Source organism: Sphingomonas sp. ABOLG (assembly GCF_003950435.1).
GTDB lineage: Bacteria > Pseudomonadota > Alphaproteobacteria > Sphingomonadales > Sphingomonadaceae > Sphingomonas > Sphingomonas panaciterrae.
The window spans coordinates 1-24,580 of record NZ_QQWW01000025.1 but is presented as its reverse complement, the minus strand read 5'-3'; the positions used below and the strand labels follow the sequence as shown (position 1 = coordinate 24,580).

General features: G+C 65.6%; 29 protein-coding genes. 23 read left to right on the top strand and 6 right to left on the bottom strand.

Annotation, left to right across the window (positions count from 1 at the left end):
- The first annotated feature begins 144 nt into the window (after window positions 1–144).
- The 5 genes from CA236_RS17765 (at window position 145) to CA236_RS17745 (ending at window position 2,924) form a co-directional block, all read left to right on the top strand.
- The gene (locus CA236_RS17765) at window positions 145–660 is read left to right on the top strand and encodes a DUF736 domain-containing protein (protein WP_125946613.1); all 516 of its coding nucleotides are present in this window, start codon (window positions 145–147) and stop codon (window positions 658–660) included.
- Between the two features lie 258 nt (window positions 661–918).
- Window positions 919–1,362 carry a hypothetical protein gene (locus CA236_RS17760; RefSeq protein ID WP_125946612.1) on the top strand — a complete coding sequence of 148 codons (444 nt, stop codon included), beginning with the start codon at window positions 919–921 and terminating at the stop codon, window positions 1,360–1,362.
- Between the two features lie 40 nt (window positions 1,363–1,402).
- Window positions 1,403–1,747, top strand: coding sequence for a hypothetical protein (locus CA236_RS17755; RefSeq protein ID WP_125946611.1), 345 nt, complete (start codon window positions 1,403–1,405; stop codon window positions 1,745–1,747).
- Complete coding sequence (locus CA236_RS17750) at window positions 1,740–2,123, top strand: hypothetical protein (protein ID WP_125946610.1); 384 nt, start codon at window positions 1,740–1,742, stop codon at window positions 2,121–2,123. Before CA236_RS17755 ends, CA236_RS17750 begins: the two co-directional genes overlap by 8 nt.
- A gap of 507 nt (window positions 2,124–2,630) precedes the next feature.
- On the top strand, window positions 2,631–2,924 hold the full coding sequence (locus CA236_RS17745) for a hypothetical protein (RefSeq protein WP_125946609.1): 294 nt from the start codon (window positions 2,631–2,633) through the stop codon (window positions 2,922–2,924).
- Window positions 2,925–3,129: 205 nt separating this feature from the next.
- Here the strand turns inward: CA236_RS17745 and CA236_RS17740 are convergent, their stop codons facing one another.
- Window positions 3,130–3,576, bottom strand: a complete 447-nt coding sequence (locus CA236_RS17740; protein WP_125946608.1) for a hypothetical protein — start codon at window positions 3,574–3,576, stop codon at window positions 3,130–3,132.
- Window positions 3,577–3,804: 228 nt separating this feature from the next.
- Here CA236_RS17740 and CA236_RS17735 point away from each other — a divergent pair, with 228 nt between their 5' ends.
- The 7 genes from CA236_RS17735 (at window position 3,805) to CA236_RS17705 (ending at window position 10,157) form a co-directional block, all read left to right on the top strand.
- Window positions 3,805–4,392, top strand: a complete 588-nt coding sequence (locus CA236_RS17735) for a hypothetical protein (protein WP_125946614.1) — start codon at window positions 3,805–3,807, stop codon at window positions 4,390–4,392.
- Window positions 4,393–4,579: 187 nt separating this feature from the next.
- Complete coding sequence (locus CA236_RS17730) at window positions 4,580–5,056, top strand: DUF736 domain-containing protein (RefSeq protein ID WP_125946607.1); 477 nt, start codon at window positions 4,580–4,582, stop codon at window positions 5,054–5,056.
- A gap of 323 nt (window positions 5,057–5,379) precedes the next feature.
- Complete coding sequence (locus CA236_RS17725) at window positions 5,380–5,730, top strand: hypothetical protein (RefSeq protein ID WP_125946606.1); 351 nt, start codon at window positions 5,380–5,382, stop codon at window positions 5,728–5,730.
- A gap of 626 nt (window positions 5,731–6,356) precedes the next feature.
- Window positions 6,357–6,692 (top strand): single-stranded DNA-binding protein, encoded by a 336-nt coding sequence (locus CA236_RS17720; protein ID WP_125946605.1) that lies wholly within the window; start codon window positions 6,357–6,359, stop codon window positions 6,690–6,692.
- Window positions 6,693–6,796: 104 nt separating this feature from the next.
- Window positions 6,797–7,183: a hypothetical protein gene (locus CA236_RS17715; RefSeq protein ID WP_125946604.1), complete on the top strand. Its 387-nt coding sequence runs from the start codon at window positions 6,797–6,799 to the stop codon at window positions 7,181–7,183.
- 531 nt (window positions 7,184–7,714) lie between these two features.
- Window positions 7,715–8,725 (top strand): DUF2493 domain-containing protein, encoded by a 1,011-nt coding sequence (locus CA236_RS17710; RefSeq protein ID WP_125946603.1) that lies wholly within the window; start codon window positions 7,715–7,717, stop codon window positions 8,723–8,725.
- Between the two features lie 877 nt (window positions 8,726–9,602).
- Window positions 9,603–10,157, top strand: a complete 555-nt coding sequence (locus CA236_RS17705) for a hypothetical protein (protein WP_125946602.1) — start codon at window positions 9,603–9,605, stop codon at window positions 10,155–10,157.
- A 183-nt stretch (window positions 10,158–10,340) separates the two neighbouring features.
- On the opposite strand, the gene CA236_RS17700 is transcribed toward CA236_RS17705, so the two are convergent.
- The gene (locus CA236_RS17700) at window positions 10,341–10,559 is read right to left on the bottom strand and encodes a hypothetical protein (protein ID WP_125946601.1); all 219 of its coding nucleotides are present in this window, start codon (window positions 10,557–10,559) and stop codon (window positions 10,341–10,343) included.
- A 544-nt stretch (window positions 10,560–11,103) separates the two neighbouring features.
- On the opposite strand from CA236_RS17700, the gene CA236_RS17695 reads away from it, so the two are divergent.
- The 11 genes from CA236_RS17695 to CA236_RS17645 all read left to right on the top strand — a co-directional run bounded on the left by CA236_RS17695 (window position 11,104) and on the right by CA236_RS17645 (window position 21,814).
- On the top strand, window positions 11,104–11,394 hold the full coding sequence (locus CA236_RS17695; RefSeq protein ID WP_125946600.1) for a hypothetical protein: 291 nt from the start codon (window positions 11,104–11,106) through the stop codon (window positions 11,392–11,394).
- Window positions 11,387–13,864, top strand: a complete 2,478-nt coding sequence (locus tag CA236_RS17690; RefSeq protein ID WP_125946599.1) for a type IV secretion system DNA-binding domain-containing protein — start codon at window positions 11,387–11,389, stop codon at window positions 13,862–13,864. The genes CA236_RS17695 and CA236_RS17690 overlap by 8 nt, the downstream gene beginning before the upstream one ends.
- Window positions 13,865–13,867: 3 nt before the next feature.
- Entirely contained in the window at window positions 13,868–16,960 is a 3,093-nt protein-coding gene (gene mobF, locus CA236_RS17685; protein WP_125946598.1) for a MobF family relaxase, read from the top strand.
- A complete protein-coding gene (locus tag CA236_RS17680) occupies window positions 16,957–17,199 on the top strand; it encodes a hypothetical protein (protein WP_125946597.1) in 243 nt (80 codons plus the stop codon). Before mobF ends, CA236_RS17680 begins: the two co-directional genes overlap by 4 nt.
- Entirely contained in the window at window positions 17,199–17,717 is a 519-nt protein-coding gene (locus tag CA236_RS17675; protein WP_125946596.1) for a hypothetical protein, read from the top strand. Before CA236_RS17680 ends, CA236_RS17675 begins: the two co-directional genes overlap by 1 nt.
- Window positions 17,707–19,209, top strand: coding sequence for a nuclease-related domain-containing protein (locus CA236_RS17670; RefSeq protein ID WP_164518986.1), 1,503 nt, complete (start codon window positions 17,707–17,709; stop codon window positions 19,207–19,209). The genes CA236_RS17675 and CA236_RS17670 overlap by 11 nt, the downstream gene beginning before the upstream one ends.
- Window positions 19,206–19,415, top strand: a complete 210-nt coding sequence (locus tag CA236_RS19195) for a hypothetical protein (RefSeq protein WP_125946594.1) — start codon at window positions 19,206–19,208, stop codon at window positions 19,413–19,415. Before CA236_RS17670 ends, CA236_RS19195 begins: the two co-directional genes overlap by 4 nt.
- Before the next feature lie 20 nt (window positions 19,416–19,435).
- Window positions 19,436–19,777 carry a hypothetical protein gene (locus CA236_RS17660; RefSeq protein ID WP_125946593.1) on the top strand — a complete coding sequence of 114 codons (342 nt, stop codon included), beginning with the start codon at window positions 19,436–19,438 and terminating at the stop codon, window positions 19,775–19,777.
- On the top strand, window positions 19,770–20,597 hold the full coding sequence (locus tag CA236_RS17655; RefSeq protein ID WP_241212740.1) for a CsgG/HfaB family protein: 828 nt from the start codon (window positions 19,770–19,772) through the stop codon (window positions 20,595–20,597). The genes CA236_RS17660 and CA236_RS17655 overlap by 8 nt, the downstream gene beginning before the upstream one ends.
- A 9-nt stretch (window positions 20,598–20,606) precedes the next feature.
- Window positions 20,607–21,059: a hypothetical protein gene (locus tag CA236_RS17650; protein WP_125946592.1), complete on the top strand. Its 453-nt coding sequence runs from the start codon at window positions 20,607–20,609 to the stop codon at window positions 21,057–21,059.
- A gap of 101 nt (window positions 21,060–21,160) precedes the next feature.
- Window positions 21,161–21,814 (top strand): CPBP family intramembrane glutamic endopeptidase, encoded by a 654-nt coding sequence (locus CA236_RS17645; protein WP_164518985.1) that lies wholly within the window; start codon window positions 21,161–21,163, stop codon window positions 21,812–21,814.
- Window positions 21,815–21,818: 4 nt separating this feature from the next.
- Here the strand turns inward: CA236_RS17645 and CA236_RS17640 are convergent, their stop codons facing one another.
- The 4 genes from CA236_RS17640 to CA236_RS18985 form a co-directional block, all read right to left on the bottom strand.
- Entirely contained in the window at window positions 21,819–22,322 is a 504-nt protein-coding gene (locus CA236_RS17640; RefSeq protein ID WP_125946590.1) for a MucR family transcriptional regulator, read from the bottom strand.
- Window positions 22,323–22,379: 57 nt separating this feature from the next.
- Window positions 22,380–23,636: a Y-family DNA polymerase gene (locus tag CA236_RS17635; RefSeq protein ID WP_125946589.1), complete on the bottom strand. Its 1,257-nt coding sequence runs from the start codon at window positions 23,634–23,636 to the stop codon at window positions 22,380–22,382.
- A gap of 2 nt (window positions 23,637–23,638) precedes the next feature.
- Entirely contained in the window at window positions 23,639–24,091 is a 453-nt protein-coding gene (umuD, locus tag CA236_RS17630) for a translesion error-prone DNA polymerase V autoproteolytic subunit (RefSeq protein WP_125946588.1), read from the bottom strand.
- Window positions 24,092–24,244: 153 nt separating this feature from the next.
- Window positions 24,245–24,580 (bottom strand): hypothetical protein (locus tag CA236_RS18985; protein WP_206430620.1); only part of this gene is annotated, 336 nt, incomplete at its 5' end.

The window sequence follows — 24,580 nt, the reverse complement described above, 5'->3', positions numbered from 1 at the left end:
GGTCGTCCATCGCCGCGCGAAGGGCGCGCCGATGAGGGGCGCTGACGCGCCCTGCTCGGCCCTGAAAGGGGCCGAGGAGAGGAGTGGGATGAGAGAGAGTGTCGAGGACAAGGGGTCCAGAGACACCAACCAGGAGACGTCACCATGAACATCGGTTCGATCAAGCAGAACGCCGCGGGCATCTACATGGGCCGCGTGTCGACGCTGGCGGTCGCGATGACCATCGCGCTGAAGCCGGTCCAGTCCACCAACCCGCGCGCGCCGCGCTACGAGATCCACGCGCTCACCCCGGGCAAGACCTGGGTGCAGGTCGGAGCGCTGTTCGAGCTCACCTCCAACAACACCGGCGAGGCGTTCCTGAACGGCCGCATCGACGATCCCTCGCTCGCCGCGCCGCTGCAGGTGTCAGCCTTCCGGCAGGAGGACGGGTCCTACAACCTGGTCTGGCAGCGGCAGCAGAAGCGCCGCGACGTCGGTGCCGCGCTGGGCGTCGCCAAAGACGACGAGCTGGCCCCGCCGTTCGGCGCCGACGGCAGCACGCTGGAGCCCGCCGGCGATGCCGGCACCGCCGCCGACGACGGCCTGGGCGAGAGCACCGCGCCGGTCGAGCAGCCCACGACCCGTCGCCGCCGCCGCGAGCCGGCCGAGGCGGACGCCTAACCCCTGGCTCGGCCGGATCGCGATGCCTCCCCGCGATCCGGTCGCAGCACATCGGCGACACCTTATCGTAACGATGTGCAATTACGGGACGACGCTACCCAGCGTCGTCCCTTTTTTTGCTGGATGGGCTTGCAGGTCTGCTGCGCCGCGGCAAGATTCGGAGCCAAAGAGAAGGGGGTGCGCGGTATGACGTGCTGGCAAAGGGACGGTGAAGTCGCGCCCGGGACCAGTTCGCCTAAAGCCGCTGGAGAAACCCTCATGGGCGACCGCGTTTCCGTAACCATCACCATTGGCGGCATACTTGCCGCCGCACGGACCGACGACTTCGTCGCGGTCGTGCAGGCCGCGCGCCTTACCACCGAGTGGGACGGCGAACCCTTCGACAATACTCAGTTTCCCGACGACGGGCCGCTCCGCCTCTACGCACAGGGCGTGCGCAACGGCGAGATTCCGGATGTCGAGGACTTCTGCTGCGCGAACGATCTGCCGTTCGTGCGCTGGTCAGGGGGCGCTTCGGGCGCGTTCGCCCCCGAGATCGTCATCTGGACCGGACAAGGCGAACGGCACAGCTTCGGCGCGGACGAGGACGGCGCGATCGTCATGAGCGCGGACGAAGCCCGCGACCTCGGCAGCTACGAGGCTATCTCGAAGCACTTCCAGGACGGCACCTACGAACCGCCCGCTTTTCAAGTCGCGTCATGATAGCGCTCCCAGGCCTGCCGATCGCAGCGGTAGACACGCCATGAACACGCGCTCAGCACGTCCCGCAATCCGCGCCGTCAGGTTCGACGACGTCGGTGCCGCGATCGAGCGCCTGGTCGGCATCGCCAACGGCGACACCGGCCAGTCCGCCCGCGTTGCGGATTTCCTTCTCGCGTGGTGGAACGGTCCCGACAACGGGCACTTCCCGATCCTCCACCTGTGTAACTGCGACGCCACGATCGGCGAGGACATGATCGTGATCATGGCCTACCTCGCGCAGGAGCCAACCGTGTACCCCGATGCCTGGGGCTATCGCGACGCGATGATCGGTTTGGTTGAGCGCTGGCGCGCTCGGGAAGAATCCACCGGAGGGCATCATGGCTGAGCCGATGCCCGCGTCGATCGAGGCGCTCCTCCGCGAGATCGACGCCAACCGCGCGCGAACCGCCGCCCTGCCGGACACCCAGCTCGACGTCGACACGCTGCTGCGGACCCAGTTCGATTATCTGTCGACCGTCAGCCTGATCGAGGATGCGGAGCCGCTCCGGGGCGATCCGGGCCTCCGCATCGTCGTGCGTGTCGCAACGGCACTGATGATCACGACCGAGATGCTCACGGCCGCCGTCGACCGGGAGCGACGGAACCACGGTGCGGACCTCACCCGCCGTGCGAGCGACCGACGCGTGATCCTGTCACTGCTCGGGCTCTCCGTCCTGATCAACGCGCTGCTGGTCGCGCTGGTACTCCACCCATGGCAATGACCGAGTTGGAGGACCGAATGCCCGCGCCGCCCCTGTCATGGGGTGAGCGGGTCCTGGTCGGCGTCATGACGATCCTGTCCGTGTGGGGGCTGGGGTCCACCTTCTGGTGGCTCTGGTCGATGCTGCCCTAACCTTAGCAGGTTAAAGGTCGAGGCGCCCCGCCTAAGGCGGGGACGGGCTCTACTCGGCTACGCCTCCCGGAGCCCCGCGAGCGGGTCTCCGCCCTCCGGGTGACGTTCCCTCGCCGGGGGACAACAGCATATTCTCTCTCATGTCGTCCAAGCATGGCATGCGGGGTTGGCGAGCCGTCAAGGACGAGCGGTGCCCCCAATTTTCACGACCCCGACACTCCGCTGCGCTCCGCTTACGGCGCCGAGAAAATCGGCTCCCCCACTCGCGAGCGTCAACCGGGGTCCACGCCTTCGGCGCGGCTTCCCGGTTAACGTCCCTGACGGCCCTGACCACCGCATGCCGAGGCGGAACCGCCATCGAACAATGGAGGTTGAAATGGCTAACTTTCACATCACGTTCTTCCGAGCCGCGCAGAAGGCGGGTATACACTCCCGCGAGGCTCAGGAACTTACCGAGATCACGGAGGACTTCATCGTGAGGACCGTCGACACCGCAAACCGCGATCTTGTGGCGCAGCTCAAGACGATGAACGGCAAGCTCGACAACATCGACGGCAAGTTCGAGAACAAGGTCACGCTCTCGCGGGTCCAGCTCGCAGCCGTGCTGGTGCTGGGCGGCCTCGGGGGCGCCTTCGGACCGATGATCACCAAGCTGATCGGGCTCGGCTGACACCAGGGGGGCTTCGGCCCCCTCTTTTTGTTCGCTCACTGCTCCCAACACCCGTCGCCGGGACGGCGCTCCGGGGCATCGAGCCCCATCGCACCGCTGGAGTCTGATTACAGCGGTTAGAACGTCAGCAACGGACGTAGCACGGCTCGCTCGCGTCGTGGCGACTCCTTCGGGTCGCCTACTCGCTACGCCTCGCGCGTGCCGATCAGCTGGCTTTCGTCTCCACGATGGTTGACGAGCAGTCCACGTTCGACACGATGGCCCTGGTCGTACCGAAGGACACCCCGCCAAACCCGTTCTTCGCGCGGTAGCGCATCACCAGATTATGGGTGCCGTCGCTATTCACCGGCCCGATCATCGTGCTGACATGCTCGAATGAATCCGGCTCGCGCAAGGTCGGGACCAGCGCCTCTACCGTGGCCTCGTTCTCGCCCGAGCTGTCCAGACACATCTGTCCATTCTTGTTCTCGACGCGACGTCGCTCCGCGAGCTGAACCTGAGCAGCTTCGGCCGCCTGCTCCGCAGCCAGCTTCTGCTCAGGAGTCATCGCCTCATACTCACTGAGGTCCCGCATGGCCCAGAACGCACCCAGGATGGCGATGACGCCCAGCCCGCCGACGAGCGCGAAGATAGCCTTGAACACCTTGCCCATGCGGCGACCCATGCCACCGCTGTCGTTAACATATCGATAGGCCACCGCTCCGGCACGGCTCGCTCGCATCGCGATCGGCCCTTCGGCCGACCGGCTCGCTACGCCTCGCCCGTGCTGATCCCGACGTTGCCGCATCGATCGCAGCACAGCTCGCTCGCATCGTGGCGACCCCTTCGGGTCGCCTACTCGCTACGCCTCGCGCGCTGCGACCGCCCCAGGAGACGGACCATGCCCTACAACCCCAGGGTCGCGAACATCTCGCACGCAGAATATGAGGAGTTGATGGCGATCGTCCGGTCGGACCCGGCCGCGGAGCGGCCGCTGTCCGACGAGGACCGCTGGCGCCGCCAGTACCAGCACGATCAGCAACAGCTCCGCATCGCCGGGTTCCAGCCCGACCTGTTCGGCTCGAAGGTCGTCACCCACTACCACCGCCACGCGCCAGGTCCGAAGGTCGACCGCGAACCCGAACCGATCGCCGCGAAGCTGGAACGGATCAAGGATGACCCCCTTGCGACATTCGGACCCCTGCGCGCCGATCGACCCGCCTTCCTGTCGCACGACGATCGCGCCGCGATCACGCGCGGCGCGGCCAACTGGCTTCGCGTTGGCCAGCGCGTCCGCATCGTCGACGCACCCGGCGCCGTGGATCCCGCCTTCGGCCCGGAGCGCTATCTCGGTCGTGCCGGTGTCGTGTGGCGCCTTTGCAGCGCCACCTTCGCCGATCGCTGCTACGTCTTTCTCGATGCGGTAGGCGGCGAGCGCACCCAGAAGATCACCATGGTCGAGCTGCGCGACATCAAGCCGATCCCCTGAGGTCGACCACAACGGCCCAGGACGCCCCGATCGCACTCCCTGCGGTCGTCCATCGCCGCGCGAAGGGCGCGCCGATGAGGGGCGCTGACGCGCCCTGCTCGGCCCTGAAAGGGGCCGAGGAGAGGAGTGGGATGAGAGAGAGTGTCGAGGACAAGGGGTCCAGAGACACCAACCAGGAGACGTCACCATGAACATCGGTTCGATCAAGCAGAACGCCGCGGGCATCTACATGGGCCGCGTGTCGACGCTGGCGGTCGCGATGACCATCGCGCTGAAGCCGGTCCAGTCCACCAACCCGCGCGCGCCGCGCTACGAGATCCACGCGCTCACCCCGGGCAAGACCTGGGTGCAGGTCGGAGCGCTGTTCGAGCTCACCTCCAACAACACCGGCGAGGCGTTCCTGAACGGCCGCATCGACGATCCCTCGCTCGCCGCGCCGCTGCAGGTGTCAGCCTTCCGGCAGGAGGACGGGTCCTACAACCTGGTCTGGCAGCGGCAGCAGAAGCGTCGCGACGTCGGTGCCGCGCTGGGCGTCGCCAAGGACGACGAGCTGGCCCCGCCGTTCGGTGCCGACGGCAGCACGCTGGAGCCCGCCGGCGATGCCGGCGCCCCGGCCGACGACGGCCTCGGTGTGAGCACCGCGCCGGTCGAGGCGGTCAGCTGAGCCGCAACGCCGGGTGACCCAACGCGGGGATCGCTTCTGACGAAGCGGTCCCCGTCGTTGTTCCGCTCGCCAAGGCGCATTGGCCCCACCGCACGGCGGTCTCCTCGCCCTCTCGGACCTGCGCCACGGCGCGGTCCGCCGCAACCCGAGCGGCCAAGCCGTGTTGCCGCGCTTCGCACGGCTGCCCGCCCCACTCGGCCGCTCGGGTGACCTTGGACCACGCCCCGCACGAGCGCGGGCGTGGCCCTGCGGTGCATCGTCCCGCGCCATGGCACGACCGGTCCACGGGCGGATCGACCGCCTGTCTGCTACGGAGCAAACCCATGACCTCGATCTTCGTCTTCGGCAGCAACCTCGCAGGACGCCACGGCAAGGGCGCAGCCCTTTGGGCGCGCCAGCACCGCGGCGCGATCTACGGGCAGGGCGTCGGGCTGCAGGGCGCGAGCTACGCGATCCCGACCAAGGACGGATCGCTCCGCACGCTGCCACTCACGACCATCCGGCCCTATGTCGACCAGTTCATCGCCTTTGCGAGCTCGCGGCCCGACCTCACCTTCCAGCTGACGCCGATCGGTTGCGGACTGGCGGGCTATCGCCACGCCCAGATCGCTCCGCTGTTCCGCGGCGCGCCGGCGAACGTCGTCCTGCCGGACGAGTTCGCCGGGCTCACCTGACCCGGTCACCAGCGTCAGGACGGCACCGAAGGTGCTGCCCGCAGCGCGGGGCGGACGAGGAACCCGACCAGCGGGGCTCACGCAACCGCAGCAATGCGCTCCTGACCGGCCACCCGGTTGCGTGAAAGCGGTCCTCACATCGACCTGGCCGCGCGATCCTGTCGCGGGCGCTGCAGACCGCCTTGGCGAGACCAGCAGGTGACAGGTCCAGCGGCCACGGTCCCCTTGACGGTGCGTTGCTCCGTCCCGGCGCGGCCTTCCCGGTTCAGCTTCGGCCTGTCGCCAGGGCGACAGGGTGATGACGGCATCGTCGCCCCGGCACCGATCGGCACCAGAGTCGCGGGTGATGCGGCCGACCCTGGTCGGTTCACGTGGCTTCTCCATCGAAGCCTCGGGGACCTTGGTGCGACCAGCGGCTTCCGCGCCGGGTTCGATGTCACCAGCGGACCGCTCAGGCCACCGCAACCGCTTTAGCAGGGCCGTGTTGCCGCGCTTCGCGCGGCTGCCCGCACCACCCCCGCGAAAGCGGTTCCCCTCCGCTAACGCTCCGGTGCGGTAGCCTTCGTCGGCCCGCTCTTCTGGTGACACCCGGCGGGGAAGCCGCCGGCCACACCAAGGAGGCTTCGATGAACAACGTGAACCTGGTCGGCCGCATCACCCGCGACCCCGAGCTGCGCCAAGCCGGCGACACCGCCATCACCACCGTGTTCGTGGCGACCGATCGGCCGAAGCTGAACCGGGAAGGCCGCACCTACAAGGACGGCAACGGGTTCACCGTCAAGGAGACCGAGTTCCACAAGGTCACCTGCTTCAACGGTCTCGCCAAGGCGGTCTCCAGCGCCCGCAAGAAAGGCGACCTGGTCGCCGTCGAGGGACGCCTCCACTACACCAAGTGGCAGGACGGCGAAGGCAACGACCGCTACGGCTGCGAGATCATCGCCGATCGGGTCGAGTTCTACTAACCCCGCGCTGCGGGCGGCACCTTCGGTGCCGCCCTTTTCGCATGCTCTCGCGACGGATCGCGGAGCTGGCACCGCATCGCTAACCCATCAACCAGGAGGCTCCCATGCAGCAGCAGTCCGACCTGTTCGACCCCGACCCGCCTCCGGACGACGTTGCCGAGGAGGTCCTCCCGCCCGGGGAGGAGGAGCCGGTCGCCGTCACGCCGCTTGCCGCTCCCTGCGGGTTCATGAACTGCCGCAACAAGCCCTGCCGGCGACTGGCGACCAAGCCGCTCCTCATGGATGGCGTCCCGTTCGTCCATCGCGGCATGCCGCTTCTGCTATGCGACCCTGCGTGCTGGCGCGACATCGATCCCGCTGCGCCATTAGCCCCCGAACAGTCCATGGACGCTCCCGAGGTCGACCCGGAGGACCCAGGACCGGATCGCCCGCCGGATTATGACGAGTGGGCGGATTGGGATCGCGCCGACGATGACGGGTTCGGTGATTAAGCAGCTGAAGAAGGAGGGGAGGGGGGCGTTCCGCCTTGTGGGCGGAACCGGGCTCTAGTCGGCCCTACGGGCCTCCCGGAGCCCCGCGTACCGCGGGTCTCCGCCCTTCGGGTGACGATCCCTCGCCTGACGCCGTCCGGCCTCCCACGTGCCGACAGCAGCGTCGGCCGCGCCCATGCGGGCGCTTACCCTCGCCGCTTGCAGCCACGCGCCTTCGTCGCGCGCCTGCCGGCCCGTGCTCGATCCGGACGGCGTACCACCGTGAACCAATAAACTCTTTCTGTGAGTCCGAGTATGGCATGCGGGGTTGGCGGGCCGTCGAGGACGAGTGGTTCCCCCAATTTTCACGGCCCCGCCACTCCGCTGCGCTCCGCTCTGGGGCCGAGAAAATCGGCTCCCCCACTCGCGAGCGTTAACCGGGGTCCACGCCTGCAAGCAGGCGCGGCTTCCCGGTTAACGTCCCCGACTGCCCTGACCACCGCATGCCTGATGAGAGACCTCACCAAGAGGGTGAGATCAATGGAGGCACTCATGACCAAGATCACCAACTTCTCCGACCTGGCGACCACGATGGCTGACCTGCGCGCGACCCAGATCGCAAGCGACGTTCGGCAGGACGACGGCCTGGTGCAGACCTACGACGGTGCGTTCGTCGAGGCGAGCGAGATGGCCAAGCTGAGCATCGTCGATCCCGCCGAGAAGCTCGAAATGCCGGACGCCGAGGAGGCGGCAGCGGCCGTCGAACTGATGATGCGGACCATGTTCGACGTGCTGAAGGACACGCGCATGGAGAGCATCGCCGCCGACCTGGCTTGGGGGTTCGTCAACTCCTTCCACATGGTGGCCAAGCGCATCGAGGGCCGCGAGGACGACGCAGCCCGCAAGCTCCTGGAGCTGACCCGGGCCTTCGATCCTTCCGAGATCTACGCGGTCGAACTGGAGGAGACGCAGCTGCTCTGCCAGACCCTGCAGGGCAACCGCGAGGCACTGGAGTGCATGCGCGACCACGCCGGCGAGGTGTATCGCGTCGAGACCGGACGCCCCTTCTCGGCAACGCGCGGCAGCCGGGTGTCGTCGAAGCTGACCGCGTCGATGATCGACGGGCGGGACTACCTCGCCGCACGGGCCGCGAAGCGCCGCGAGGAGCACAACCCGACCGGGCCTGTCGTCGCCTTCTCGGGTGGCGCCGTGTGGCACGACCATGAGACGCTGTACGATCGGCTGGACCAGATCCAGCGCCGCATCCCGAACATGGTGCTGGTGACCACCGCCCAGAACAAGGGTTGCGACGCGATCGCCGGGGCATGGGCAGCATCGCGCGGCGTCAAGCTGGTGACCATGATGCTCAACCGGAACCTCGGCAACCGCGCCGGCTTCGTCCGCAACGAGCAGATCGTGAAGCTCCGGCCCGTCGAGGCGATCGTCTGCGAGGGGTCGGGCGTCCAGCTGGACTTCGCGCGCAAGCTGCGGGCAGCGGGCGTGCCGATGCACGTGTTCCGCGCCGCCGAACAGCGCCCCGCGATCAACGGCCGTCGCGCCTGACGGACACGGGCAGGGGGCTCCGGGCAACCGGAGCCTCCTGCTCTCTTTTTGCGTCGCCGGGGCGGCGCTCCGGGGCATCGAGCCCCATCGCGCCGCAGGGGCCTGATCGTGCCGATCGGGACATCCCGCCAGCGGCAGCGGCACGGCTCGCTCGCGTCGTGGCGACCCCTCCGGGTCGCCTACTCGCTACGCCTCGCGCGTTCCGCGACAGCCACCCAGCAGGGCGCTACGGCACGGCTCGCTCGCATCGCGATCGGCCCTTCGGCCGACCAGCTCGCTACGCCTCGCCCGTGCCGATCGTGACGTCGCCCGGCCGGCGCGCAGCACGGCTCGCTCGCGTCGTGGCGACCCCTTCGGGTCGCCTACTCGCTACGCCTCGCGCGTGCCGCGACAGCCACGCAGCGGAGCACTCCGGCACGGCTCGCTCGCGTCGCGATCGGGCCTTCGGCCGACCGGCTCGCTACGCCTCGCCCATGCCGGTCGGGGGGTCAATGGACCCGGCCGCGGCACGGCTCGCTCGCATCGTGGCGACCCCTGCGGGTCGCCTACTCGCTACGCCTCGCGCGTGCCGCAACAGCGATGCAGCGCGACGCTTCGGCACGGCTCGCTCGCATCGCGATCGGCCCTTCGGCCGACCGGCTCGCTACGCCTCGCCCGTGCCGGTCCGGGGGTCGATGCAGCTCGACCGTGGCACGGCTCGCTCGCGTCCTGGCGACTCCTGCGGGTCGCCTACTCGCTACGCATCGCCGGCGCCGAAACGGCCCTCGACAGCCTAGGAGTGACCGGTCTCCCCGGTCCTGACGGACCGACCGGAACGACCACGTCGGCCATGGAGGTCAGGGGGAATGAGAGGGTGTTCCAACAGGGAGTCCTCAGCATGTCCATCAGCTTCATGACCTTGGTGTCCACCGCCGCCGTGGCTCCACCTGTCGCGATCAATGTGCGTCACCTGGCGGCGTTCCGCGCGTTCGCGCGAGACCGCGGAGAGACCTTCGGTGACGAGGGCGACGCCTTCCTATCCTACAACTTCGAGGCGCGGGTCTGCCCCTGGTCACTGGCCAGCATCACCGCTCTGTTCGATCACGACGTGGGGGTCATCTCGGTCGTCGAGGAGGCTCAATTTCGGGGTCTGAACATCCGGTTCTGGCGCGACGACGCACAGGGCTTGGTGATGATGGGCGTGGCTACCACGCTAGACGGTTCGGCCTCTGTCGACCTCTCCAACGACAACGCCTACGCGCTGCTCGATGCCCTTGGCATCGAGCGCGACACGACCGGAGCGATTGCCGTCTCCGAGCTTCGCTCGATCGTCGCCGATCCTGCCATTCGCGCGCGGGTGAACCGGGGCGGTCTTGGCCACTATGCCGATCAGCTTGAGCGTCTCACCAGCGTCGATCGGACCGAGGACGAGGTACACGTCGTCTGGGGATAATGCCTCCACCCGGGACGGTCGTGTCGGGGGGCGTCGGCACTCGCCGGTGCCCCTTTCTTTTTGCCTGAATGGACATCAGGCACAGGCGTCAAATGACAAGGGGAGCGGCCGTTCGACCGCTCCCCTTTTTTGCCTGAATGGCCTCCAGACCGAAATCGCACGAGGCACACATCGGCGTGATAATCAGGCCGTCAGTCGCTTCGCGACTTCGTCCAGTCCGAGGCTCTTGATGGCCTTCATGATCCCCTCGAATGCTGCCCCATCGGCCTTCATCAATCCCGACTGATCGATAGCCCTGAGACGCTCCGTCCGTTCCCGCTCAAGGAGCTTCTTACGCCGGTCGGCGAGCTTCGCTTCGTCCGCTTCAAGCTGCTGTCGTTCCTGTTCGATACTGAGTGCCATGGCCTGGTCTGTTCCTGCGTTGATGGAGCCTCCATCCGCAAGGATGCCAGCCCCGAATGGTGCCGGCAATGGCCTACCTCCCGATCGTCAGTCGGGGCCGGTATAGGGATGGGTGACCCGGCTTATGCCGGGCCATCGGCTGGGGGACGGACCCTTGCTTTCAGCAGGGTCCGTCTGGTTGCGGGATCGCTCCGCACAGCCCCTTCTGGTCCCCATGGAGTGCCTGCGGCGCTGCGGCTCATCCGGGAACTGGACCGACCCCAGGAAGCCGGGACATCATGAGCCAGAACCACTCGATCAGTCCCTAGGATTTGCACACCCTACGCGGCGACCGCGAGTGTAACTGTCTGAAAACGCACAGTGTTTACGCCCGTATACGCGTATACACTTGTAAACACGTGGGTTCGGGGGTGCTATGTGTCTGATCCGGCACGGAAAAACCCGTATACGTCCGTAAACACTTTTCCGATTGCAATGCCTCGCAGAATGCCCGAGACTGCTTAGGCGAAAACCCCACCACCCTTGGCGAAGTCAAGGACTGGTGATGTCTGAACAGACGAAAATCCTATCGCTGCGCTTAAGTCCAGCGGAGTGGGATCTCCTAACCAACCTGGCCGACCGCCAGGGCTTCAGCCGCTCTAACGCCGCCCGCCTTGCGCTGGTGATGGGCGTGCGGTTCGCAGAGGCGGGGCACACCTTCAACATCACCCGCATGGTCCTCCTGATGGAGTACATGCAGGCGGCCATCGACGTCATGATCACCCGCGATCACGGTGACGTCATCCCCCAGCTTCTGGAGGCTGCCAAGCAGCGCTTGGAGACCTTCCATGCGTAGAGACGACATCCGCTTCAACGGCGCAGCGGCGACGATCGACCACCACTCCGCCCGTGGTCGGATCACGCGGAATGCGGACAACTTCACACGCGGCTCGCAGCTGTTGTCGCACCAATATCAGATGACCTGGGCGGGGGTGAAAATCCCGCTCTGGATCTGGGTCGGCACCTTCATGCTGCTCTTCAATCTCTTCGTGTGGCTGGGCCTCGAGGAGCACGAGTTCCAGCTCGACGTGATGCGGGTCTACTCGTCGATCTGGACATGGGTCGGAGGCGACAAGTTCCGCCTGATCAACCTGACGCTGCCCAACGGAACCGTGGCTCATTTGCCGATCGGCTACGTGCCGTATCACCCTGCCGTGGTCGCCGCATGGACGCAGACCATGAAGATCCTGACGGCCACTCTGGTCATGGCAACCTGTGTCGCCGCACCCATGATCGCGTGGTTCATCACTTGGGCCAACAAGCGGGGCAAGGACATCCTGAAGGAGCGCCATGAGCGCGGCGCGATGCTGGTTGAGCGGCCCGTCCTACTCCGCGAAATTAAGGCTCATAACGGCGACAAGTTCGCTGAAGAATGCCGCACAGGATCGAAGCCGCGAGACCCATCGGCAGTCGGCAAACTCGACCTTCACGACCGCGTCAACATCGGCATCCATACGCCCTATACGATCGCCGGCATCCCCTACCCGTGGCGGCTCGAACAGAGCCACACGATGATGATCGGAACCACCGGTACGGGTAAGACCACCCAGCTCCGGTCGCTCGTCACCCAGCTCCGCAAGCGCCGCCATCGCGCCGTGATTTTCGATCTCACCGGTGCCTTCATGGAAGCGTTCTACAACCCAGAAACCGACGTCATCCTGAACCCCATGGACAAGCGTTGCGCGCCATGGACCCTGTTCGATGAATGCCGGAACTATGCCGACTTCGTCTCGGCTGCGGCCGCCCTCATCCCGTCCCACCCGGACGACAAGGAGCCCTTCTGGCAAAACGCCGCACGGATGCTGTTCATCGAAATGTGCATCAAGCTGCAGGAGATGGGCGAGACCACCAACGCCGCCATCGCACACCACCTCATGCAGGCCGATCTCAAGTCGATCAACGCCAAGCTGGAAGACACCGTCGCGGCCCCACTGACGACCGAGAAAGCGGCCCGCATGGCGGAGTCGATCCGGTCGGTCCTGAACGTCAATGGGCAGGCTCTCCGCTTCATGCCCGACCCCGTCCCTGGCGGTCCCCCCGCCTTCTCGATCAGGGACTGGATCTCGACCCAGCACCGCGATGGATCGATCATGTTCATCACCGGGAGCTACAACGACCTGGAGCTGACGCGCGGCCTGTTCACGCTCTGGATGGACCTGGCCGTGAACAACCTCATGCGCCTACCCAAGACCCGCGACCTGCGGACCTGGTACCTCTTCGACGAGGTCCATGCTCTCCATGCCTTGCCGGCAATCGAGCACGGCCTCCAGAGCGCCCGCAACTACGGGGGAGCGTTCGTCCTCGGCATCCACTCCTTCGACAAGCTAGTCGCGACTTACGGGCTCCAGAACGCGACCGCGCTGACCGGCTTGGCACGGACAAAGTTGATCCTTGCGACCGCCGACCGGACCACGGCCGAGAAGTGCTCGGAGTTCATCGGTAGCCGCGAGGTCCGGCAGATGGATGAGGCGTACAGCTACGGCTACAACAACACGCGTGACGCCTCCACGTTGACGCCTAGGAAGGCGATCGAGCCCCTCGTCATCCCCGACGACATCAACAATCTGCCTTCCCTTCACGGGTTCGTGAAGTTCCCCGACGGCTTTCCCGCGACCCGCATCGAATTGCGCTACAGGAGCTACCCGGAGGTGGCGCTCGGGTTCGAGCCACGGCCCGACATGAAGCCCACCGAATACATCTCGCCGGAGGACCGGCGTCGCCGGGGCAAACGCGCGGATGGGGGTGGCAAGGGGGGCAGGGAGAACGTGCCCGTCAGGCCGCTCAACGGGGCCGAGCCGGTGCTGGAAAAGCCGGAGCCGCAGAAGGAGAGAAGCGAGGCGGAGAAGGCCGCATCAGCGATCGAGGTCACGCATCCACAGCCCCTTCCAGTGCCGCCGTCCGCGTCACCGACGCCGGCGTTCCAACAGGGTGTCGTGATCGATGGAAAGACGGGAGAGGTGATCGCCGCGAGATCACAGCCCTCCGGGTCGGCACCGCTAGGTCGACCGGGTGTGGACGCCACCATGGCAGGCATGGGAACGTCACTCCTGGGGGGACGGCCGAGCTCAGACGGCCAAGACCAAACGCGGTCGGTCGAAGCCGGGAAGTCGGCAGCACGTGGGGAGGCTGGACCGGCCGACACCCGTCAAGAAGAGCAGGTCATGCGCGAGCTGCGCGATGGGATCGGCACCGAGTCGACCAAGCATCATGACCGCGGCCACGACCACGATCACGGCCTTGATGACGGCTACGGGATGGGGGATTGATCCATGCTGTCCGTCGCTTCCGTCAAGTCGGCCTCCGGCGCCGCGAATTACTTCGCAAAGGACGACTATTACACGGCCGAGCATTCGTCCGAGGCAACCGTCTGGGGCGGGCTGGGCGCGGCCGAGGTTGGCTTAAAGGGCGAGGTGACCAAGGAGGCGTTCGAGAAGATCCTCAACGGTGAGCTGCCGAGCGGCGAGAAGGTCAACCAGGTCGAGAACCGACGTTCGGGCGTCGATCTCACATTCTCCATGTCGAAATCGGCAAGCGTCCTCGCCTACGTGGCTGGGGACGAGCGCATCCTCGCCGCGCACATGACTGCGGTCAAGAACACGATGACCTGGGTCGAGCAGAAGTTCGCCGAGGCGCGAACCTATGAGCGGTTCAAGTCTGGCGAGGCAGTACGAACGGGCAATCTGATCTACGCCGCCTTCCAGCACGACACGAGCCGCTCGTTAGATCCCCAGGGACACATCCACGTCCTGGTCGCCAGCATGACAAAGACGGCGAGCGGAGTTTGGCAGGCTCTGCGGAACGACGCTCTCTGGAAGAACAACACCACGATTGGGGCCGCTTACCATGCCCAATTCCGCGCCGAGTTGGGGAAGCTTGGGTATGAGACAGAGGTAACTGGCAAGCACGGCCAGTTCGAGATCAAGGGGGTGCCGAAGGCGGTCATCGACGCCTTCAGCCAGCGCCGCACGGACATCGTTGCGAAGGCTGCCGAGCTGGGGATCACCAACCCCAAGCAGATCGACCGCATAACGACGAACACCCGCGACGCGAAGCTGAACGTAGAGGACCGGCAGGCACTCCGGGATGATTGGAAGGCACGCGCCGCGGAGCTCGGGTTCGACGGCAAGGCACTGGTAGCACAGGCTGAGGCACGAGCCGAAGGTGCGCGGCAGGATACCCAGGGCCATACTCTCGATCGCGCACGTGAGACACTTTCCGGTATCGCCAGCGCGCTTGGTGAGATGTTCAAGCCCAAGGATCCGCTCGTCTCGAGCGGACTGGAGCGGCTGGGTCTCTCCGCCGTCGACATGCGAGCGCAGCACGCCGTCGCATCCGCCATCCGCATCCACGCCCAGCGGGAAGCCGCCTTCTCGATCCCCGATGTAACCCAGACGGCGCTCAATCTCGGCCTCAAGGGCGTGACGGCCGAGCAGATCGACAACCGGGTGAGCCAGCTCATCCGCGAGGAGAAGCTGCTCCCGGGCAAGAGCGACCGGATCGACGGCGTCATCACCCACGTCACGACGCCGGAGGCGCTCGCGACCGAGCGCGGCATCCTCGCCGCCATCGAAAGTGGCAAAGGCGCGGTGTCACCGATCGTCGCGCCGGACAAGGTGCTGGACCGGCTTAACGCCGCGTCGGGCGACAAGGAGCTGAACGCCGGGCAGCTGGCAGCCGCCACCCTCATCCTGACGTCGAACGACCGCGTCGTGGCCGTCCAAGGCGTGTCCGGCGCCGGCAAGTCGACCATGCTCTCGTCGGTCGCGCGAAACGCCGAGCAGGAGGGCCGCAAGGTGATCGGCCTCGCACTGATGAAGGCGACAGCCGACCGCCTCGGATCGGAAACGGGGATCGAGACGCGGACCGTCTCCTCCTTCGTCCACAGCTACGCCCGTCACGCGCTGGCGGGCCAGGGCACCGGCTATAACGGCGCGCGCGCGGAGCTCGCCGGCACCGTCCTCGTGCTCGACGAGGCGTCGATGGTCGGGAGCGACCAGATGAAGCACGTCGTCGGCATCGCAAATGCGCTCGGGGTCGATCGCCTCGCCCTGATCGGTGACAGGCAGCAGATCACAGCCGTCGACGCCGGAAAGGCGTTCGCCATCGCCCAGGAGGGCGGGGTGAGCATGGCGCGCATGGACGAGAACCTGCGCCAGCGGACCGAGCAGCTGCGGACGGTCGCGGCGCTGACCAACCGCGGCGCCGTTCGCGAGGCGATGCAGGTCCTCGACGACAAGGTGATCGCGAACCCGGAGCATGTGAAGGCGGCAGCGGATCACTGGCTGAAGCTGACCCCGGAGGAGCGCGAGGCGACCGCCATGTTCTCCTCGGGCCGCAAGGCGCGCGCGGAGCTGAACCTGCGGATCCAGGACGGGCTGGCGACCGAGGGCACGCTGAAGGGCGAGGGTGTCGAGATCGGTGTCCTCGACAAGGTGAACCACACCCGCGAGGAGCTGCGCTACGCGCAGACCTACAAGGCGGGCCAGGTCGTCGACCTCCGCTACGCCGTAAAGGAGCTGGGACTGCCGCGCGGTACGTTCGACGTGATCGGCGTCGACGCCAAGGGACGCGTCCAGGTGATGATCGGCAACCGGGTCCGCACCTTCGACCCGCAGCGCATCTCGCCCACCGACAAGACCGACGTGATGCAGCTCGCGCAGCGCGAGCAGATCAAGCTCCACGAGGGCGACAAGATCCGCTGGACCCAGAACGACAAGGACCGCGGGCTCAACAACAACGACGTCGCGCGCGTGCTCTCGGCCGACCGCAACGGGATCAAGGTCGAGAGCCTGGATGGGCGCGTCCATGAGCTCAAAGCCGGCGATCCGATGATGGAGCGGATCAGCCTCGCCTACGCGCTGAACATGCACGCCGCCCAGGGCATCACCGCGGACACGGCGGTCGCGGTCATGTCGCACAAGGAGAGCAACCTGTCCAACCAGCGCCTCTTCAACGTGACGGTCACTCGTGTCCGCGACGACATCCGGCTGTTCACCGACGACCGGGAGAAGCTGACCTCCGCGATCGAGCGCAACGAGGGCAACAAGACCTCGGCGCTGGAGACGGTCGGCGAGCTGTCGGTCGATCCCGGCCGCCATGCAGCGGGACCAGGTGGCGGCAAGACCGGCCCGGACACGCCGTTCAACCCCGAGGTGCCCGCCGACCTCGACCGCGGACCCGAGCGAGTAACCGGTGCCAGCGCGAACGCTTCGGCCGACGTCACCAAGGCGGACCCGTCGCCCAGCGGCAAGACCGACATCCGCAACAACCCGACGCTCGATCTGACCGCGATCAGGGTCAACGTCGAGCCGAAAGGCCCCGACCTCCCATTCCCCGAGAAGGACATTGGACTGGAGCTATGAGCACGCAACCAAAGCCGACCTGGGAGCAGGTCCTCGCCATGCCCTGGCATCCTTGCGACTTGGTGACCCACACAATCGCAGAGTGCCGCGCCGACCTTCGCCAGCACAAGGCGCTGGTCTGGGGATCGGACGTCCTGTCGTTCTGCGCGGTCTACGCCGTCCTGTTCACGGTGCTGCGGCCGATCGAGCGCGCCCTCGCTCGTAGGCAAGCGGCACCGGTGAAGCTGGAGACTGTGTGATGGATCAGCTCGATAAACTGCGGGAAATCGCCAAGAATGCTGACCGCTTGTACGACGAGCTCTGGCTCATTCGCGACCCGTTAAAGATCAAGAATACCGACGACCGACTCGAGCATCTTGCAAAGAATATTCAGGATTTCTGCAAGCGACTTTCTTCTCAGGTGGAAACGTTGGTCAATGGAGAACACGATCGCGTACGCGACGAAGAACGAAAACGACAAAACGAGCGACAGCTTAGCTTCTTCGGAAAGGACATGGCTACGCCAGCTGAACCGGCCAAGGAGCCGCTGTCTTGGCTTCAGCGCTGGACGTGGTGGCAAAGGTCCAGCGTGGCAGCGGGAGCCTCAGCGCTTCTGACGCTGGCAGCTGTAAACGCCTTTAAGCCTGCAGATCCTGCGTACGCTTCGACCGCCGCGACGCCCGTGGCGGCCAATGACATGGTGTACAAGGGCCTCTCTGACCGTGAGTGGGAGGCACTTCCAGGAAATCGGTCCGAGGCAAACGCCGATGATCGTTAAGCCATCGACGAAAGCAGCTGACCTGGCATTCCTCGAGGAGATCATCGCCGACGAGGAGTTCGCGACTCTTCCAGCTGCGACCCAGGATCGACTCCGCAGGCATCGACGCGGCCTGTGGGGCGAGCGCGATACGGCCCACATGCTGGATCGGCACTTCCATGCAAAGACGAACACCGCCGTCGTGCATGACCTCCGCCTACCTGATGGCATGGGCGGCTACGCACAATTCGATCACCTCCTTCTCAACCGTATTGGCGAGTTGGCGACGATCATCGAAGTCAAGAACTACGCCGGCACCTTGTCGAAAAACGAGCACAACGAATGGATCGTTTGGTACAAGGGACAGCGGACGCCGAAAGACATACCGAACCCCGTTGCCCAGGCTAGACGGCAGGCGGAGGTACTCAGGAGCTGGCTAAGAGAACACGGTCTTGCGAAGGCATTCCCGAATGTAAACGTATTCGTGTCGGTGCCACCCGAGTGCAAGATCGATCGCTCCAAGATCGGGTCCGACGTGCCGATCGTGAAGTCGGACAACCTCTTTGCGGCTTGGGAGCAGTCGTTCGACGTATCAGGCCTGGACCTGCTTCTTGGTACGCACCTGTCGGCGCTCCAATTACAGCAAGTCGCAAAGCGGATCGCCAAGGCACACGTTCCACCGCCAGACATATACGACGAGCTAAAACTTCGACCAGCGGACGATGACGTTTCCCTAAACGATGACGTTCTGGAAGACGCCGAACAACCGCAGGCATCGGCGCTAAGCGACGTGCTTGCCGAGGACGTGGCCCGGTCAACTCGGGCGAGCGACGTCCACGCCAGTGCGGATGAAGGTGCCGTTGTCGAAGAGGGGACTCTCGCCGGCTCCGAAAATACGGTGCAGCGGAACCGTAATACCGGCACGCCGTACCAGCTTTGCGCCGGCATCTTTGAGCGTGTGCTTCGAGACGGCCGGATCGGCTTCAGCGCAGACGCCAGGGACGAAGCGGCGCGCGACCGCCTGAAGTCTGCGTGCCGAGGTCGAGCGCAGTGGATTTCGCGCTATCAGAATTGGGTCTGCGACGACGACCGAGCACTGGAAATCCGCAACCTGCTCGCGGAAGGATCAGGTCTAGGAGCAACGGTCCGCTCGGCTTCCGAGCTGGCGAGCGGTGAGCTTCCTGCAGATCGGACCGTCGATCCAGCGCCCACGAAGAAGGCAGGACCGGCAGCTGAGATTTGCGAGGGCATCACTACACGTGAGCTCCCCGACGGAAGACATGCCTTCCGCGCAAGGAAGAGTGACCAAGCCGCCAAGGATGCGCTCTCTGCGGCTTGCAAGGGCGTTGGGCAGTGGAACCCGCTCTATCAAAATTGGATCGTCCCGGCAGATCGCGCACCAGCGATACGCGCTGCTATCGAGGCCGCACTCTCCGACCACGCAGGAACCGACAACACCAGCGCCCCTGTAACGCGTGGGGATGGGGCCAAGAACCGCGAGGTGATCGTATGAGCCAGTGGCAGTTTGAGGAGATGGGCGAGTTCGGCTCCGAAGCCGACGCCGATCGGTGGGCGAAACGCAACAACCTCGATCCGCGAGATGTCCGCATATCCCGAAAGGGTAGCGGAGTAGAGCTTGAGGTCCGGAGATCGGCCCTCGGGGACAGTGGCGCACGCCACGATGACCGTCGCGACGGCCGTCGCAACGGCTTTTTCTGACCAGGGAAGGGACTAAGATCATGAAGCTTCGATATTTCACCGCCGTCGGGGCCGCAGCGCTCGCGATCGGCATGCCGGCCGTAGCAAGCGCCGCTCCGCGGACCGCGGTTCTCATGGCGATGACCAGCTTCGCCAGCGAGAAGGCAGGCGCCGACGGCGTCGCCAAGGGCGAGCTCAAGAAGGCGCAGTACAAGGCGCATGCGAAAGCGCATGCCAAGGGCGACTGCAAGGATTGCCCCGACTGTCCGGACTGCGCGGATTGCGCCGACGCCAAGCCGGTGGTCACCGCCGCCGAGGAAGCGGCCGGCATCTGCGATCCGCTGAAGCACGGGATCGCGAAGAAGGGGAAGGTTGGTGCTTAACCGCGCTGCCCTTCTCGCCGTGACGGCCGCTCTCGCGGCCGTCACACCTTCAACGGCAATCGCGCAGAAGCTGGGGCAGGGAGGCACCGGCGTCGACGAGACAACCGAGCTGCCGCGCTGCGACACGCCGCTTGGCGTCGCCGCTCTGGTCGAGCAGAAAGCCGCCAGCGCAACGGACAACCTGTCGCCGCAGCTTCAGGCGCTGATGCGGATGGCGGAGATGCAGAACGGGGGCAGCACGGCCAAGGTCGATCCGATCCCTCTCGTCAAGTTGATGGCCGACAAGTCGAATTGCTTCCGCGTCGCGGACAGAGGCGCGGCATTCGACGCCCTCGAGCGGGAGCGGGCGTTGGCAGGAGGGGCGCCGCGAGCTGTCACCAAGGCTGACTACCTGCTGCAGGTGCAGGTGCTCTACTCCGATGCGAAGTCGCGCGAAAGCGGGGGTGGCGTCGGCGGGGTGTTCGGAGGCGCCGTCGGTCTCAAGTCCAAGACACTGGAAAGCCAGGTGCTGCTGACCCTCGTCAACGTCGATACAGGGATCCAGGAAGCAGTCGCGAGCGGCTCAGCCCGCAAGAAGGATCTTGGCGTCGTGGGTGGCGGTCTGCTGCTCGGGCTTGGCGTGGGTGCCCTGGGCGGCACCTACGGTTCGACCGACATCGGCAAGATCACCTCGCTCGCAATGGTGGACGCGATGCGGAAGCTGTTGGAGACAGCAAAGCCGCGGCTTGCAGGTCGGGTTGCGGGAAGCCCGGCAGCTACAAGCAGCACCGGCCAGGCTACGTCCTCGGTCTCGCCGGCGACGTCCACGCCGCGGCAATAGGGTCAGCCCATGAACATGATGGATCGCTTTGGGCTGACCCCGTGCCCCTACTGCTCTGCCGGCCTCCTGCCATGGACGCCTGGAAAGCGAATCCATCACTGCGGCCGATGCCAGCGGCCGCTCGCGGTCTACCGAGGTGTCCTGCAGCGGCGACGCTTCCGCATTATTCCCCTCTATGCCGCAGTCCACGCGGCCGCGGCGCTTCTCGCGCTGGTGGCGATCGCCGTGTCGCTCGTCACAGGCAGCGGACTCGATCACATCATCGCGGCAATCGCCTTTCCACTGGCGCTGTTCGGCGCAAGCGACATCGCAGACGGATACCTCTCGATGCGGACCGGGGTCCATAAGACGTTCGGCCGGGTCTGGACCGGTGCGCCGGCTAGGGCCTTTGGGGCGGGAACGATCGCCTTCGGTATCGCCGGCTGCGCGATCGCGGCCATCGGCATCGCGATCGCCGCATGACCAGCAGACTAGCCCACCGACACCAGCGCAAGAAGCAGGCACCGGCCGCGGTTCCTTCTGGGAAGCCGACCGCAGGTCCGAGGCTGGTCTGGCGCGGCCTCGTGATCGCAGCGCTCCTGCTCGGCCACCAGTTCATTCTCACCCTGATCCATTATCTTGGTGGCCCCGCCCTCGGAATCGATCCAACTGCTGCGGGGCTAAATGCCGCTACGATCATCGGCGCCGCTGCCATTATCGCGCTGCCGGTCGGGATCGATTTGCGGCGTCAACATCGTCGCGAGGCAGTCGGGCTGGTTCCTGTCGCATGGGACGCAAGAACCATCCGGATCGTCGCTGCAGCCCTTCTGATCAGCCAGCTGCCGCTTGCCATCCTGGCCCTACAAGGGGCGACGATATGGCAGGCAGGCGGTCAGGCGCAGCTCGGCATCGGCCGCTCCATGCTGAGCTCATCAGGGCCGGTCGCAGCCTTTGCACTCGGCATAGCCGTCGTGCTGATCGCTCCGGTGATCGAGGAGATCCTCTATCGCGGCTACCTGCTCGGCGCCCTCGCGCGTCACACGCATAGCGTTGTGTCGGTACTCATCGCGTCGCTATGCTTCATGCTCATCCACGCAGAGCCGGCGAACCTGATAGCGAGCCTATGCCTCGGGGTCGCGACCGGCATCTGCCGTATTTCGACACGCTCAGTCTGGCCCGGCCTAGCGGTTCACATCGCGAACAACGCTTTTGGCCTCTGGTATCTGACGCAACTTTAGCGCGTCATTTCGCGCGAGCGCGGCGCTTCGGGGCGGCCGGGGACGCTTCCGCGGTTTGCTCCGGTGCGGCAGCGTTCTTCGGCTTCCTGCCCAGCCCGATCGTCTTCGCCATCGCGCGGCGTGCCTCGGAATAGTTTTCGGCCACCATCGGATAGTCGGATTTGAGCGCGTAGCGCTCCCGATACTGCTCGGGCGTGAGCCCGTGACCCGCCAGATGACGACGGAGCGTCTTGTACGGCTTGCCGTCGATCATCGAGATGATGTGGTCCTTGGACGCCAAGGACTTGCGGACGCTTACGGCCGGAGTGAACGCCGTCTCCGGCTCTACCGCCTCGGGAGCGGCATCGCCAGGAGCAAGCCGAGCCACGGCATCGTGCATGGCTTGAAGGAACCCGGGCACGTCGTCGGCCGCGACGCGCGTGTTGGGGTTGCTCAACCAGGCGATGGTCAGCTCCGTGGCGAGCTCGACACTGTTGGTCGACGTCGGGGAAGCGGGATCATCGGCCATTACATGCTCACAGGAAAGGTCGGCTGCGGGGCATAAGCCTTCGTCCTCACCAACAAGTCAACGGGCGATGGGGATCTCGTCGATGCGGGTAGTCCAGGACGGGCTCTTGAACGCCCGTTTGGTATCATAACCCTTCTGACCGAAGCCTTCGGCCGCAAGGTGGACAGTTTGTCTGCCGAACCGCTGGTTTAGCCCATCCATCGCAGCGAGCAACTCGGGTGACCGGGGATCGGGTGTCGTGAAGAGGTCGGCCTGGTGGGCCGTCGCGGCTTCGAGGCCCTCCAGCATCACGCCGCACTTCGTATAGATCCGGCCTTCCTCGAACATGGCATCGCTCATGCGGCCCGCCATGCCGGCGATGACCCGAGGATCGTTCGTCGCCGGCGAGAGCCGGCCGACACGCGACGCGGACGGAGGGTCGGGCCTGAAGCGGCTCCCATGCGCGAACGCGATCAGGCGTGTGGCGGTCAGCCCTTGTGCGCGGATCTTCTCTGCAGCGCGCACGGCGCGGCGAGCCATCGCCTCGCGCAGTACCGCAGGGTCGGAGACGGGCTCTCCGAAACAGCGGGTCACGGCCGCTGCCTTAGTCGGCGGGGGTTCCACCACCAACTCTGTGCAGACGATCCCGTTCAGCTCGCGGACGAGCCGTTCGAGTACGACCGTTCCGACGTTGCGGGCGAGATCGGGAGGCATGGCGGCCAAGTCCGCGGTTGTGCGGATCCCGAGCGGCTTCAGTCGCGCCGTCAGGGCGCCGGCGATGCCCCAGACCTCCTCGATCGGCCACGTCGCAAACAGGCGGGCGCGAAGCTCAACGTCATGCAGGTCTACGACGCCGCCCCAGACCTTCTCGGACGCTTTCGCGAGAGCGTTGGCAACCTTGGCGAGCGTTCGGGTGGGGCCAAGCCCTACCCGGACCGGCAAGCCGGTCGACCGGAGGACGACGTTCTTGATCCGGTGAGCAGTCGCAACATCACCGAGGCCCGTTGCCAGCGGCGGCAACGATACGAATGTCTCGTCGATGGAGTACGACTCCAGTTCCCCGAACTCGGATAGCACCTGGTTGAATCGCCGGTTCATGTCGGCATAGAGTTCGTAAGAGGAGGAGAGATAGCGAATGCCGTGCCGGCGCACCTTATCTCTGATCTTGAATAGCGGTGCACCCATCTTGATGTGGAGCGCCTTGGCTTCCTCGCTTCTAGCTACCGCACAAGAATCCCCGTTTGAAAGCACCAAGACGGGGACGCCGCGTAAGGATGGATCAAAGACCCGCTCTGCGCTCACATAGAAGTTTGTGCAGTCGACCAACGCAAGCACAGTCAGGCTCTCTGAAGATTACGGACGCTTGCTCTGACTACGCCCCAAACCTCAACGCTCTCATCTGCGACGACCGGCTCGTAGCGCATACTGCTATTGCGCGCTTCAAGCACAGGAACACCCTCTCGGATCATGAGCTGGCGCACCACGAAACCGCCATCGACCACGGCAATAACGATGCGGCCGGAAGTCGGCTTGGCATCGCGATCTACGACGACAACGTCCATATCGTAGATTCCAGCCTCAATCATGGATTGACCGCTGACCCTGAACACGAAGCTTGCAGCGCGATCGAGCCGGAGCAGCTCGACGAGGTTGATAGCCGACTCCTCCCAGTCCTGGGCTGGAGACGGGAAGCCGGCTCCAGCTGCGCCAATCACGCGCAGCTGCAGATCGGGAGGTGCCTCGCTGAGCGGGATGGGGTGACTGGACGGGATGAGGTTGAACGCAGACATGGCGCGCTCATTATCCTCAAACCAGAACGTGTTGGGAACAGGGGAAAACGGAGCGCGAACATTTTCCTTTCCCAGGAGGCGTTCGTGACTCATAGAGTCGTGATGCCGATCCGCCCCGAGAACCGCTTCCTCTACCCAATCGATTGGCCCCAGCTATCGCAATGGGTGCGTTTCGAGCGCGCCGGAGAGCGCTGCGAACGGTGCAAGCGGCCTCACCTGCAGACGGTCGCTCATCTCGGGGACGGGCGCTGGTGGGATGCTCAGGACGGTGTGTGGCGCTCCGATCGCGGTAAGCGCCTGCAGCTTCGCAGCGGCTTCGCGCCGGGGGTCGTTCGAACCACCTACGTGGTCTTGGCCTGCGCGCATCTCGACCATGATCTGGAGCGCCCGGGCCGCGACGGTCGCGAACAGGATTGGCGCCAGTTCGAGGATCTGGGTCTGCGAAACGTTGAAAACCAGCTTCATGGCCGCGTAGGCATTGTGCGACGC